Raw genomic sequence first — 14561 nt, 5'->3', positions numbered from 1 at the left:
TTCATCATTATCGTCACTATGAGGGTCTACGTCTGCTACCCTCTGTCTGTGAAGAGATAATAATTCAGCAGACCCTAATTAGACTATGGTTAAAGCAATGAAAGATCTGCAGGGGGCAAGCAAATGTTTCACTGTGTGTGATACATGCCGTTGTGGATAATGTTAGTTAGTCGTCACGTCAAAGACAAAACCAGCTTGCTTTCCTAATATATATATCGCCCACCCAGGAGACAGTATGGAGTCTTAGCCTTCATACTGTCTGCCCTTGATGCAAAGTTCTCCTTCTTCCAAAACAATGTTTTCCTTTCTGAGATTGCAGAGACTATAGATTTCCAAACCTGAAAACAAGAGAAGACGAAGCGAAAGAGAGAAATCTTTATCAAAAACGCTTGTTATTCAAAGCAAATGATTATCTTTGCAAATAGAATAACAAGTGTTCTTTGTCAATGCAGAAACTTGCGACTAAAAGCAATTCGCTCGTTTCCAAATCGTTACCTATTTAGTCTACATAACAAGGTAACTTCTTTATTTTCAATTAAATATATTTTGAGAACTATTTAGCAACGTAAAATCAATGTTTTAGCTTGAAAAGACGTTTATTTTGTGAAAATCAGCCCATTTTTGCAGTTCGTTTGCCTATTGATTTTTTCTATTTTGAAGATTTTAGATGGCCGTTTTTTGGTAAAATAATAAGACAAAAACAATGGATTCGTTGCCCACAGAAGATACGCATGCTTGCCGAAAAAGCCATAGGGGCAAAGCGTAAGCACGTTCTGCAAAAGCAGCTCGCCGAGCCACCTGGCTTGCTTACGCTTTGCTCCTGAATCAACCAACGATCTGTCCGTCGAACAGTCGCACGATGCGATGGGCGATGGAGGCGTCATGCTCGTTGTGAGTAACCATGACGATGGTGGTTCCCTCGCGATTGAGTTCGGTGAGTAAGCCCATCACCTCGGCACCATTTTTCGAGTCGAGATTACCTGTCGGCTCATCGGCTAGTATCAGTTTCGGGCCAAACACCACGGCTCTGGCGATGGCCACACGCTGCTGCTGACCGCCCGATAGCTGGTGAGGGAAGTGCTTGGCGCGATGACTGATGCCCATGCGCTTCATGATGTCCTTCACTTTCTGCTTGCGCTCGGCCTTCGACATGCCAAGGTATGTCAGGGGCAGTTCGATATTCTCTTCCACGTTGAGCTCGTCGATGAGGTTAAAACTCTGGAACACGAACCCTATCTCTCCCTTGCGCACATCGGTGCGATCTTTCTCCTTCAGCGCCGACACTTCCTTGTCGCCTAACCAATACTTGCCGCCCGTGGGATTGTCGAGCAGCCCGAGGATGTTGAGCAGAGTTGACTTGCCACAGCCCGAAGGCCCCATGATGGCAACAAACTCCTTGTCTTCTACTTGGAACGACACATTGTTGAGCGCAATGGTCTCCACTTCTTCCGTACGGAACGATTTGCTTAAATTTTCTACTTTAATCATATTCTTAAAATATTATGGTTTTTATATGTTTTATGATTTGAAGTCCGGTCAATCGGATGTTCCTTTCTTACTCTTGTTTCAGATACACCACCGGGTTGCTGTTGGCCACGCGCCAGCAGTTGATTGCCACAACGGTAACGATGATGAGCAGCACGAGGACGATTGTCACGAGGAACGGCCACACCGTCAACGCGATGCGGTTGTCATAGAGCTGTAGCCACTGTGCGGCTACCCAGTAGGCACCGACAGCCCCAATCAGCACGGCTGGAATGGCTGTGCGAAGGATGTTCAGCTGGAAAATACGCATCACGTCGCCCACACACGCCCCGTTCACCTTGCGGATGGCGATTTCCTTGTGACGACGGTTCACCTCATCGCTGACATAACCAATAAGTCCCATCAGCGCGATGAAAAGCACCACGATGCCAACTGTCATCACGCCGTTTCGGAAGTTGCGGGTCGCAACATACTGCATGTTCTTGAGGTTCTCCACACTCTCGACCATGATTGTTTTGCCCGGAAAGAAACGCTGAAGCCGCGTCTGGATGTCTGTCAGCTTCTCTACGCTGAAATCGTCCAGCTGTATCAGCAGGTAATTGTTCATCCAGTTGGCCGCACGTCCGTAGAAAATCACAGAGGGTCTGTCCCTCCCATTGTTCTCTGCACTGCCCAGATGAATGTCACGATAGACGCCTACGATGGTCAGTAAGTCTTTGTTTTCGTTGCCGCTATGCTCACTAATAATCACCTTCCGACCCACCACGTCGTCCCATCCGCGCAGTTTTTTCATCATAGAGGCAAAGTCCTGACTCACCATTACTTGCCTGAGACTGTCGCTGCCCGATGCGAAGACACGGCCGGCAACAACAGGAATCTGCAGCATATCAAAGTAATGGTCGGCGACAGTGAAGAGATCGGCGATATTGAACAGCTGTGATTCTTCACCAGGAACAGTTACGTTGTTACCACTCATACCATAGAAAGGAAACGTATTGCAGGCCGACACCTGACGCACGCCGCTCATACGGCCTACCTCGTCGTATGCCGTCTGCCGTTCATCGGGCTGTAGCGCGGTGATGTTAACAGACGCGAGACCGGCACACTGATAGCCTAAGTCAAAGCCAACCGTATGCCTATACTGCATGCTCACAATGAAAAGCAGACCTAAAAGGAAGCTCACCATGGCAAACTCAAGCCCCAGGAGCGCCACCTTCCAGCGACGTCGGGCCTCGACATAGCCATGAAATGCAATGGTCACGGGCATGCGGTTGTAAAGCCATCCGGGTACGATACCACCCACGAGAAGCACCATCAACACAATCAAAAGCAAAATCCACGCACCACGGTTGAATACCAACACAGAGAGCGGAGCCGACAACAACTGTTCGATTGTGCCATGGCAAGCCCACAACAGAGCTGCTCCTAATATGAGAGCAAGCACGAGATGCAGGCACACTTCGCTGAAGGTGATGCTGTAGACGGCTCCTCGGCCGGCACCATAGCATTTTCTTACCGCCATCTCACGGGCACGACTGACCAAATTGCCCACCACAATCAGCACGTAGTTGAGTATCGAGACCGAAAGCAGGATGATGACCAGGAGCGACAGAATCCAGAACATCTGGCGCACATTGTCCGCCTCCGTGTAATAGCGAGATATGGGGGTGACCTTGTAAGTGAGCCACGTGCCGGACTGTTGCAGCTCCTTGACGGGATAATGCGTCTGTATCATGCGGTGTATAAGGGGCTTCAACGAATCGGGAGAGACACCTTTCCTGAGACGTACGAAACTGATGTAACGGTCGTTACCGACCAGATTATCCTGACCGTCGTAGCTAAAATTCTTCTGCGTCTTCATTGAACCGATCACATCATAGTTGTGGAACGTTGAGTTGTGAGGATAATCCTCGTAGACGCCCACGATGGTCAGCTTCAGGCCCGACATTTCTTTCGACTGAATATGCCGACCCACAACGTTGCCGCCCAAGCGCTCTGCCGTCGAGCGATTCACCACACAACAGAACGGTTCCGTGAGTGCCCGGTCGGCATCACCCTCAAGGATGCGGGCCGGAAACATGCGGAAGAAGCAGCTGTCGGCAAAGTAGACATCGGCGCGGACACGTACTTTGTCATCAGTTTCCACCTCTCCATCGGTCACATTTGGATTGGTGCGCGTAGCCAGTTCCACCTGTGGAATGGTTCGTTTCATCATCGGTGCCACGCCGCCCGACGTTTGAAAGCCCTCCGTGAACTCCTGTGCCTTCATCTTGAAGCCCTCGGTCACACGGCAGATACGGTCGTAATCGGGATAACACTGGTCGAAAGTCTGTTCGTAATAAATCTCGGCAATGATAACCGCACTGACACTCAATCCGAGTGCCAAACAGAGAATCTTGGCCACATTGTGTTGCCTGCGGCGGAAGAGATTGCGCCAAGCCATGCGGCAAGACTGTTGGATAAGATGCAACATAGTATAGATGATTAATGTAATACGTGAATATCCGAAGACCCTGATTTGTCCAATTGTCGCTGGACGGGGTTGCCCTTGATGCGGATGTCGCTCGAGCCAGAGGCTTTGGCACTGACGGAACGGGTGGCGAAGCAATAGACATCCGACGAGCCTGAGCATGTGACCGACACGTCTTTCGCCTTGAGATCGTAGGCTCTCACATCGGAAGAACCGGAACAGGTATATACGGCTTTCGACACTTTGCCAGCCAGACGAGCATCGGAAGAACCCTGCAACCGGACTTCCAAGCTATTGGCCGTCAGCTGATTGACCTTGATATCACTCGAACCGCGTGCCTCCAACCGCACTGCCGAGGCATTGAGCGACCGAATGAGCACATCACACGCACCGGAAGCTTTGACCGACTGCAAGTTGGGTGCCTGTACATAAACCGTGAGGTGATGATTGCCTGAATGAAAGCCAGGGTCAGACTTTTGCTTGATGGTCAGCACACGATTGCGCACTTCCATCTGCAACTTCGGCAACATGCTGGGCGAACCTACCGCCTTTACACGGTAGTTTTGATTGTTACTCTGCACAAACTCTACATGGATGGCTCCGGAGACTTCGATTGCCGAGAAATCTCTCAGCGTGTAAGCTCTGCTTTCGTCATTGGCAGCCTCGTATGAGTTGGCTTGTACAACGATACATGATGACAGCAAGACAAGGACAGCTGTCATGCAAAAAAAGATTTTCTTTTTCATATTTATTCTTGTTTAATGTTATTTACAGGGTTTTCGTTGCTGGCCATGTAGCTCTGAATGGCCACAGCGCAGAACGAGATAAGCAGCACGAGGATGCCGGCAACGATAATCCACGGCCACCACACGATGCGGTAACTGTACCAGCTGATCCATTCGTTGATAATATACCAGATGATGGGTACGCTGATAATGAAAGCAACGCCCACGTATTGAAGGAAGGTGCGGATGAGATCTCGGCGGATTCGGTTGCTCGTGGAGCCAAACACTTTCCGGATGGCAATCTCCTTGCTGCGCTGCTGAATGAAATAGGTGGACATGGCGACAAGCCCCAACAGCGAGATGACGATGGCGATGAAAGCAAAGAGGGCGATAATCTTTGAAAGTCTCAACTCCGACTCAAACACCGATTCAATGCTCTTGTCAACGAACGGATGTGCCTGGTTTAGCTCCTCATGGAACACCTCTTTATATATGCGCTGTATCTCCTTGTATGTTTTAGCGGGATTTCCCTCAAACTGAATCGTAACGTTCCATGGGTTCTCCACCTTGTCCTTGATGCAGAGCAACAGCGGATATACTTTGGTCTCCGTGATGTTGCGCAGTCGGAAATCGTTGAGAATGCCGCCAAACGCCGCATCATCCGGGAAAAGAAAGAATTTTGTTTGTTTGTAAAAATCACTCATGTGACTGTCCGTGGGCTTCATCTTCAAATCACCCACTGCCTGGTCATTGAGATAAATTACGGGTCGATGTCCCACGTGGTTGTCATGTTTTAGCGACAGTCCATATACTTTCATGTAGTTGGGGTCGCCGATAAGCATTTGGAAAGAATAGACCTTGTCCTTTCCCGTCACCGTATTGTTGTTGCCACCGTCCTGCGGGGTTCCATCAGAACAGGACACTAATTTCACTCCCGAAACCTGCTTCACCTTGTTGAGGAATACCGGGAAGTTCGTGCTGCTGAAAGCATCTCCTTGATAGAGGCAAATCAGGTTCTTCGTGTTGAAACCCAATGGAGCGTTCACAAGGTGCAGCATTTGCAGCGACATGATGGTGGCACAGGCGAGCATCACGATGGTGATGATGTTCTGAACCACGATGAACACCCTGCCCAGCACCATCTTCGTGCGGTGCCGGAAGGTTCCCCTCACCACCTCGATGGGTTTGGCTTTCGACAAGACATAGGCGGGGATGATGCCCGAGATGAAGCCAACGAGCAGCGTGAAGGCAAGCAACAGACCGATGACGGCAGGCGTTGCGAGCACACGCATGTCCATGGTGGTGCTGAGCAAGCGACCAGTCATTGGAGCGAAAGCCAGCGCAAGCGACACTGCTACCAACAGGGAGATGAAACAGAGCGTTGAGCTTTCTATCATCAGCCGCAGGATGATGTGCTTGCGTTTTGCGCCGAAGAGACGTCGTGCCGCCATCTCCCGAGCACGATAGCCCGATTGCGCCACCGTGAGGTTGATGTAGTTCATGATGGCAAAGAGCAGCACCACCAAGCCTACAATGAAAAGCAAGTTGACCAGTCGGCTGTTTCCAATGCGCAAGTTGTCGTTGTAGTTGTCGTAACCAGAGAAATATATTTTGTTCAGCGGCACCAAGAACGGTCTGCAATAGAAGGGCACCTTGTCGAAATCAGGCCAGAACGAGTGAATGAATTTGCCGAACTCTTTCTCTCGCCCCATCATCTTTGCACCCTCTCTCACTTGCAGGAAGATGCTTGCACCCGAAAAATTCACTGCCTTGGGGAAACTCTCGTCCATGTTCGCCGTGTTGTGATACCGTTCCCATGAGAAGTCGATGATCATTTCCACGTTCTTGTTGATGAGCGTATTGTCGAAATCCTCCACCACGCCGGTGACATGGTACCGAATGCTGTCGTTCCATGTAATCTCGCGACCGAGCACTTCCTCCGTGCCAAACCATTTGTTGGCAAACCGCTTGGTAACGACCACGTTGTTCCGGTCGTTCAGACAGGTCTGCCTGTCGCCCTGCAGGAGTTTGAAGTCGAACATGGAGAAGAAGGTGGAATCGGTTTCCAACACCGTTGCCTTGTAGAACTCATCTCCCTTTTGCAGCCGCATGTCTGAGACGACAAAGCCACAGGTGTTTTCTATTTCCGGATAATTCTTGCGGAAACGACTCAGTATGGCATGGTGGAATCCAAGTTCCTTTTCATGGTCTTCATAGAAGTCGAGACCCATCGCGTAGATGCGGTCGCCCTTGCTGTGTTGACGGTCGACACTCTTCTCCTGCCAGGTATAAACGCCGATGAGCAGCACGAACATGAGCGAGATGCTCAGTCCGAACACGTTGATGGCAGTGTACACCTTGTTCCTTGACAGGAAGGTGAAATAAGATTTGAGATTGAATAGCTGTTTCATAATTGCGTTTTTTTTCGATAATAGACCTGAGAAACTTACCCCTTCCGGCGTTACTCTACTCTTGTTTGATATTCTTTACCGGGTTCTCATTACTTGCCATGTAGCTCTGAACGGCCACAGCGCAGAACGAGATGAGTAGCACGAGGATGCCGGCAACGATAATCCACGGCCACCACACGATGCGGTAACTGTATTGGCTGATCCATTCGCCTGCGAAATACCAGATGATGGGTACGCTGATGACGAAAGCGACAGCCACATATTGGAGGAAGGTGCGGATGAGGTCGCGGCGAATGCGGTTGCTCGTGGAGCCGAACACCTTGCGGATGGCAATCTCCTTGCTGCGCTGCTGAATGAAATAGGTGGACATGGCGACAAGTCCCAATAGCGAGATAAGAATGGCAAGGAACGAGAAGATGGTGAGGATGCGCACGATGCGGGTCTGTTCCTTATACACCTCGGCTATCTTCTGACTGAGGTATGGCGACTCCTGCGCCAAATCCTCATGATAAACTTTCTTGTAAGTCTCCTGCACCAGTCGGTAGGCTTCTTTCTCGTCGCCCTCCACCTTGATGAGCACATTGCTCACAAAGTTGTCGTGCGTGATTTGGTCGAACAGGTAAACCACCGTCACCTGATCGTCAGCATTGTCCATATCAATGGTGTAAAGATGGAAATCATTCAGAATGCCGTTGATTTGTTCCCGCTCGTAAGTCTCATTATAGCGGAATGCCCTTTCATCAGGTTTCAACTGCATTACCGAGTGGAAGTTGGGCGACACAAAGAGCTTAGCGGAATCGCCCTGCGCAAATTGCTTCTTCACCTCGATGCCCAGCAACGGCAGGTAATCCTTGTCCGCATAGAAGCGTTGGCAGCGCACTGCCTTCTTGCCAATGTAAGCCATCTGGTTGAATCCGCCCAAGAGGGGCGAGCACAAGCAGACGGAAACCATCTTGACAGGTGTCAGTTGTTGCAAGTTTTTCTTAAAGAGATTGGCCTTGCGGGCATCCTGCGGAACGCCGATTTCCATCACGCCCTGGGTGTCATAGCCCAACGGGGCATTGATGAGGTGCCGTATCTGGCAGCTGCCGATGAGTGCTACGGCAATGAAAATGATGGTGATGGCGTTTTGCACCACGATGAACACCTTGCTGAACAGCATCTTGGTCTGGCGGCGGAAGGTGCCGCGAACCACGTCGATGGGTTTCACGCGCGACTGGATAACCGCCGGCAGGACACCCGCCAATATACCTACTGCCAGCACAATGCCTACCAACAACAACAGATTGATGGGGCTGAACAGCTCGGCGATGGTGATGTGGGTGTCCAACAACTGGCAGGTATAAGGAATGGAAGCCCATGCCAACAACACGGAAAGAACAACTGAGCAGCAGCAAAGGCACACGCTTTCGATGACTAATCGCCAGAGAATGTCGCTCTTCCGGCTGCCCAACAGTCTTCTTGTCGCCATTTCCTTGGAGCGATTGCCCGACAGGGCGACCGTCAGGTTGATGTAGTTCATCACCGAGAACACCAAGATGATGATGCCGATAATGAAAATGAGATAAACCAAGCCGCCCTTTCCGCGCTGACATACGTTGGAAGAGTATTCGGAAAAATAGCTCTCACTGAATGGTATCAGGCGGAACTTGCATTCAATCTTGAAATTTTCTTTGTATATCTTTGTCAGGATGTGGTTAACATTATTTTCCAATGCACCGATATCTGTGCCTGGTCTCAAGCTCAACACCACATCAGGACTGCCGAAATTACCGTCAATCTTAAAGAGCCAAGGTATACGCTCGCGCAGTAGTTCGTACCGCCCAATAATGTCACAGTTGGGGAAAGAGGTTCCGCTCATGTTCTCATAGATGCCCCTTACATACACTTTCCGGTTCTCTACCGTCAACACCTTGCCCATCGCATCGCCGTTGCGGAACAGCATCTGCGCCAACTTCCGAGAAATCACCACGTCGGTCAGTTCGTTCAAAGCCGTGGCAGCATCACCTTCTGCAAGCGGTTGATTGAACATGGAGTAGAACGTGGAGTCGGTGTACATCATGGTCACTTTCACATTATCCTCGTCGGTGGTCGTCACATGTTGTTCACGGTTGATGTGGAAAGCACAGCCTTTTTCTATTTGTGGCAGTTGCTTTTGCAGCACTCTGATGATTTCGCGCGATGTTCCGCTCATCTTGTCGGAATTGAAATCACAGCCCAACAAATAGAGCCTATCCACGTTCGTGATGTTTTTATCGATGCCCGTTTCGTGCTGATAGTACAAGCCGATGAGGATGACAAAGGCAAAGCTAATGCTCAGTCCGAACACATTGATGGCGGTGTACACCTTGTTCCTCGAGAGGAAGGTGAAATAGGATTTGAGATTGAATAGCTGTCTCATTTTATTGATTGTCTTTGATATGGTTTACAGGATTCTCATTCGCGGCAATTCGGCTTTGGAAATATACCGCCGTCAGAGAGAGGAGCATACATACCGCGCCCGCAGCAAGAAAGATCCACGGTGAAAGCGTGATGCGATAATTATAGGTGGAGAGCCAATGCGTCATGATGAAATGAATGACAGGCACGGCTATGGCAAATGCCACCAACACATAGACGGCGAATGTGCGCAGTAGCTTCACGAGGATTTGCCGGTTGTTGCTTCCGAACACCTTGTGCACGGCGATTTCCTTATAGCGTTGTTGAATAAAATACAGGCTCATGGCAATCAACCCCAACAGAGAGATGACGATGGCAATAAAGGCAAACAGCATGACAATCTTTGAAAGACGAATCTCTTTGTTAAAGAACATTTGCAGTTGCTGGTCCACGAAAGGCTTTTCAGCTTCCACTTCCTCTTTGAACACCTCTTTATAGATTTTTCTTATCTGCTCGTAACTCGCCATAGGATCGCCGGTGATTTTTATCACGAAATGCCACGGACGTAAGACTTCTTTATGGTAGATCCACACGCCAATGGGATGTATCTCGCTGGTGATGTTTCCAATCCGGAAGTCTCTGAGCACGCCTCTGATAGGAGTCTTTTTCCCGGAAGAACCCAGGTCAATGTATCTTGCGTCGGGTTTCAAGCCGACTTCCTGAAGGGTATGCTGGGTGACGTAAATGCCTTTTTGGGATGCCAAGTGATAATCTTTTACAAGTTGAAGCCCCAACACCTTGAAGTAATTCTCATCGCCACCAAACATTTGGAAACTGAGCGTGCGCCCGTTAATCTCCATGGTCTGGTTGTTCCCTCTGTCCAACGGAATGCCTTGACAAGCGGTGATGCCCTTAACAAAAGGTAAATGAGCTACACGTGACTTGAATTGTTCGATGGGCACACTGTCAGCTGAAGGGTTTTCGATTTTGATCAGGTTGTCGGTGTCGTAGCCCAACGGAGCCGATAAGAGATGGTGGGTCTGCAAACCGATGGTCAACGAGCAAGCCAACAACAAGATGGTTGCCGCGCTTTGCAAGATGATGAACAGTTTGCTGAATCCCATTTTCACATGGGTGCGAAACGTTCCACGAACCACATCAATGGGTTTCGAGCGTGAAATGAATACAGCGGGGAGCATACCTGCCAGTATGCCTACCATTAAGACGAACGCAAAGATGACGAGCAGATTGGTTGGGCTGAACAGGTGAACCATGTTGATTTCGGTTACCAGCAACTTGTCGGCATACTTTACAAACGCGAATGCCAAGCCAATGGCGATGAGCAGGGAACACAAACACATGACAATGCTTTCCAATATCAGCCTTTCCATGATGTGCTTTCGCTGACTGCCAAAGAGACGTCGGGTAGCCATCTCTCTTGCTCGTCTGCCGGATTGTGCCACCGTGAGGTTGATATAGTTGAAAACGGAGAACAGAAGGATCATGATTTCTACCGCAAACAGCATGTTGACGAGTTTTCGGTCACCTCTCAATGTTATTCCCGAAGAGCTTCCTATCTCTGAGAAATAAAGCTGCTTGAGCGGAACAAAGACCATCTTGGTTTTGACACCGGGCATCTGGTACAACCAGTTTACGTCTTTCATGAACTTGTCGATGTCCTTGCCTTTCGTTCTGATATCATGATGGGGCTTCATCAGAAACATCAACTCCGCTCCCGTAGCGTTGTTCATGTACTCGCTGGTCATCCCCGGATTGATTCCCTTTACGTTCTCGAAGCGTGCGATGACGTCGGCACCGTCAATGCTCGAGCCTTCCATCTTGCGTGCCACGCCCGTAATGACCAGGCGAACGGTATCGGAATAAACCAAGGGCTTTCCTATCGGATCAACATTGCCGTAGAGCTGCCGGGCTGTCTCCTCGGTCACCACTGCGCTATTCACTGCATCCAACACATGGTTGCGATCGCCTCGAACCAGCTCAAAATCGAAGATACGATAGAAAGTAGAATCCGTGAAAAGAATACGTTTCATCACTTTCTCGGTGGTGGGCAAATTCAATTTAAAATTGGAACTAACTAAAGCGCAACTACTTTCTATCTCTGGGTAACGCTGTTTCAGGTGCTTCTGTATATACCAGTGTGAGCCGGTGTTGGCTTCTTTCTGCCCGTTGTGCTCCATATCATAGCCCTGCGCATAGATACGGTCGGCCTTGCTGTGCATAGTATCGACGGCGTATTCCTGTTGGGTGTACAAGCCAATGATGATGACGAACATCAGGCTGATTGACAGTCCGAACACGTTGATGGCGGTGTACACCTTGTTCCTCGATAGGAAGGTGAAATAGGATTTGAGATTGAATAGTTGCTTCATGACTTATTTGCTTGTTATTTTGATACCAATATGAGTTGCTTATTGCTCCTGCGCCAATTCATTTTGCTTGTTATTCCAAAACCAAAATTTCGTTGTCTTTGTAGCTTTCGTAGCCGCTTACGATGACTCGCTCGCCGGGCTGAAGACCTTCCAGCACCTCGTAATACTGCGGATTCTGCCGTCCGATGCGGATGTTGCGACGGTAGGCTTTCTTGCCATCTTTGTCAAGTACGAAGATCCATTGCCCGCCCGTCACGCTGTAGAACGTTCCTTTGGGGATGAGCACCGCCCGTTTCGACTCGCCCAACTGCAGGTCGACATAATAGGTCTGACCCGTTCGGATGTTGGCTGGACGCTTGCCGCTGAACACGAAATCTATCTTGAACCTGCCGTCTTTCACCTCGGGGTACACCTTGCGCACGGTGAGCGAATAGTGCTTGCCGTTCTGTTCGAAAGTCGCCGTGAGCCCTTGGTGCACCCGATCGATGTAATGCTCGTCGACCTGCGCCTCCACTTTATAATCGCTAAGGTCGTTGATGACACCAATCTTCTGTCCCGGAGAGATGCTCTGCCCTAATTCGATGTTGAGCTGTCCCACCTCGCCGTCGATTTGCGAACGCACGTTGAGATGCTCCTTGCGCTGGCGTACCAGCTCCACATTGCGCCTCATCGACGAGAGATTGTCGTTCATCTGGTCCATCTGCGCTCGACGGAGCTGCGCATCTTTCTTGAGTCGTTGCGCAATCAGCTCATTCTTTTTCACGGCCAGTTCGTAGTCTTCCTTTGCTTTGAGATATTCCTCGCGGCTATTGAGCTGTTCCTGCTGCAATGCTGTCTGATGGTTGTAGGTTCGCTTCTTGGCCTGCACGTCCATTGACAGCTGTGCCGCCTCGTTCTGATTGTTGAGTCGGTCCTGTTCCATCGTAATCTGCGTGTTGCGGAGCATGTTCTGCTTCTCCGCCAGTTCGCTCTCGGCATTGAGGATTTCAAGGTCAAGATTGCTGTTGTTCAGCCTCACAATGACATCGCCCTTTCTGACGTGAGAACCTTCCTCCGCCACTCTCTCCATGACTACGCCGCCTTCTTCTGGCGAGATCTGCACCACCTGGATGGGCACCACATTGCCGTCTACGCTCACATAGTCGTCAAACTGCGCTTGCTTCACGTCGCCGATGCTGAGCCCCCGACTGTCGACCTTCAGTGTTGACGAGAAATTTCCCAGAGCCAACCACAGCAGAGCAGTCACCACGAAAACGCCTCCCCCTATCCAAGTCCAATACTTTCGGGGTATCCAAAACTTCTTTTGTTTTATTTCAATGTCCATGTCCGTATTCCTTTATAATAATTGACCAATCGTTGTTTCATCTCAAGCATCAACCGCATTTGCAGCAGTTTGATGCGGCTGTCGAGCAAGGTTTGCGCCGCTGTATGCAGGTCGAATGTCGAGAGCATGCCCTCCTCATACTTGCGCGACGCCAGGTGCCAGGCTATGGAGTCGGCCGCTGTCTTCCGTTCCATCTTCATGAGCTCGCGCGAATAGCCGTCACGATCGAGCACCGCCTGCGCAATGTCATCGTGCAGTTTGCGGCGCGCGTCTTCCAAGTCGAGCTTGCTTGCCTCCCAATCGGCTTTCGCCCTGCGTGCGGCACGCCAGCGCGAAGGCATGAAAAGGGGGATTGACAGGGAAAGGTAGACATATTCGCCCATGTTGTTGTTGAACTGTTTGCCGAAGTTGTCGGTCTTACTGCTGCCCTGCGAGAGATTGCGGTAATAGTTGGTGTTGATTCCTCCGCCCAATGCCAGGACGGGCAACAGCTGTCCGCGTTGTATAAGATAATGGTAGCGGGCGTTCTTGACATTGAACGCTGCCGTCCTCACTTCCGGTGATTCAGCTTGGAAAGCAGCATAAAGGTTCTCGGCATCGTCGGCAGCAGACAGGCTCGCGGTCAACAGAGTGTCGAGAGCAAGCGAATCACCTACGGGAAAATTCATCTCCGCTTTCAAAGCCATCAACGCCAAACTGGCTGCGTTCTGCTGGTGCAGCAAGTTGTAATCGTCCTCTGCCACCTGGCTTTCCATCTGCGCCACGTCGGGTCGCGACTTCTCTCCAAGGTCGAACATCGCACGGGTCTTGCGAAGCAACGCCTGACTGTCGGCCAATTTGCGCCGTGCCAAGCCAATGCTCTGCTGGCTGTACACCGCCTCCACGAATTTCGCCATCACGGCTATGGCCTTGTCATCGGCTGTCTTTTGCAGAACCGTCATACTCTTGGCACGCGCTAATCGCGCTTGCTGAAAGGCATTCCAGGTACGGCCTCCGTCAAACAATGGTACCTCTGCCCCAATGCTGTAATAATTGTTGAAGGTGGTGATGGTGTTGTAGGTGTTGGTTTCCGGGTTGATGTTACGGCCCCAGGCATACTGCGCCGTGGTCTGTGCCGACACTGTGGGCAGAAGGTCGAGTCTCGCCGTGTGCTCGTCAACCTTGCTCTGTCGCACCTCCAATCGCTGCTTGCGCACTCCGTTGTTGTGCTCCACCGCATACTGAATGCAGCGGTTCATGGTCCAAGTCTCTTGCGCCAATAGCGGAAGAGCGGCCAAATCTAATAATATTATCGTAATTGCTGTTCTCATACACTTAAACAGTTGCCAAAGCCGTGCCAGAAACATAACATACTATCTATCTGCACGTTGCGTAAAA

General features: G+C 50.3%; 9 protein-coding genes and 1 pseudogene. 1 reads left to right on the top strand and 9 read right to left on the bottom strand.

Translation table 11 applies throughout. From position 1 onward, the window contains the following. Positions 1-131 precede the first annotated feature (131 nt). Positions 132-359: pseudogene (locus DEM91_RS12685) on the bottom strand (site-specific integrase); the annotation flags it as partial. Between the two features lie 225 nt (positions 360-584). Here DEM91_RS12685 and DEM91_RS06480 point away from each other — a divergent pair. Continuing rightward, positions 585-824: a hypothetical protein gene (locus DEM91_RS06480; protein ID WP_249858361.1), complete on the top strand. Its 240-nt coding sequence runs from the start codon at positions 585-587 to the stop codon at positions 822-824. Between the two features lies 1 nt (position 825). On the opposite strand, the gene DEM91_RS06475 is transcribed toward DEM91_RS06480, so the two are convergent. The 8 genes from DEM91_RS06475 to DEM91_RS06440 form a co-directional block, all read right to left on the bottom strand. Further along, positions 826-1488 (bottom strand): ABC transporter ATP-binding protein, encoded by a 663-nt coding sequence (locus DEM91_RS06475; protein ID WP_004349712.1) that lies wholly within the window; start codon positions 1486-1488, stop codon positions 826-828. A gap of 67 nt (positions 1489-1555) precedes the next feature. Then, positions 1556-3928 carry an ABC transporter permease gene (locus DEM91_RS06470; RefSeq protein WP_249858360.1) on the bottom strand — a complete coding sequence of 791 codons (2373 nt, stop codon included), beginning with the start codon at positions 3926-3928 and terminating at the stop codon, positions 1556-1558. A gap of 41 nt (positions 3929-3969) precedes the next feature. Beyond that, positions 3970-4701, bottom strand: a complete 732-nt coding sequence (locus DEM91_RS06465) for a head GIN domain-containing protein (RefSeq protein ID WP_244904027.1) — start codon at positions 4699-4701, stop codon at positions 3970-3972. A gap of 2 nt (positions 4702-4703) precedes the next feature. Then, the gene (locus DEM91_RS06460; RefSeq protein WP_249858359.1) at positions 4704-7091 is read right to left on the bottom strand and encodes an FtsX-like permease family protein; all 2388 of its coding nucleotides are present in this window, start codon (positions 7089-7091) and stop codon (positions 4704-4706) included. Between the two features lie 55 nt (positions 7092-7146). Continuing rightward, positions 7147-9492: an ABC transporter permease gene (locus tag DEM91_RS06455; RefSeq protein WP_195253018.1), complete on the bottom strand. Its 2346-nt coding sequence runs from the start codon at positions 9490-9492 to the stop codon at positions 7147-7149. A 1-nt stretch (position 9493) separates the two neighbouring features. Continuing rightward, entirely contained in the window at positions 9494-11860 is a 2367-nt protein-coding gene (locus tag DEM91_RS06450; RefSeq protein WP_195253017.1) for an ABC transporter permease, read from the bottom strand. A 70-nt stretch (positions 11861-11930) separates the two neighbouring features. Next, entirely contained in the window at positions 11931-13184 is a 1254-nt protein-coding gene (locus DEM91_RS06445) for an efflux RND transporter periplasmic adaptor subunit (RefSeq protein WP_249858358.1), read from the bottom strand. Continuing rightward, on the bottom strand, positions 13169-14494 hold the full coding sequence (locus DEM91_RS06440) for a TolC family protein (protein WP_249858357.1): 1326 nt from the start codon (positions 14492-14494) through the stop codon (positions 13169-13171). Before DEM91_RS06440 ends, DEM91_RS06445 begins: the two co-directional genes overlap by 16 nt. Between the last annotated feature and the right edge of the window lie 67 nt (positions 14495-14561).

It is taken from the genome of Prevotella sp. TCVGH (assembly GCF_023522295.1).
Taxonomy (GTDB): Bacteria; Bacteroidota; Bacteroidia; order Bacteroidales; family Bacteroidaceae; genus Prevotella; species Prevotella timonensis.
Note: the sequence above shows the minus strand (reverse complement) of the source record. Positions and strands in the feature narration are given on the sequence as shown.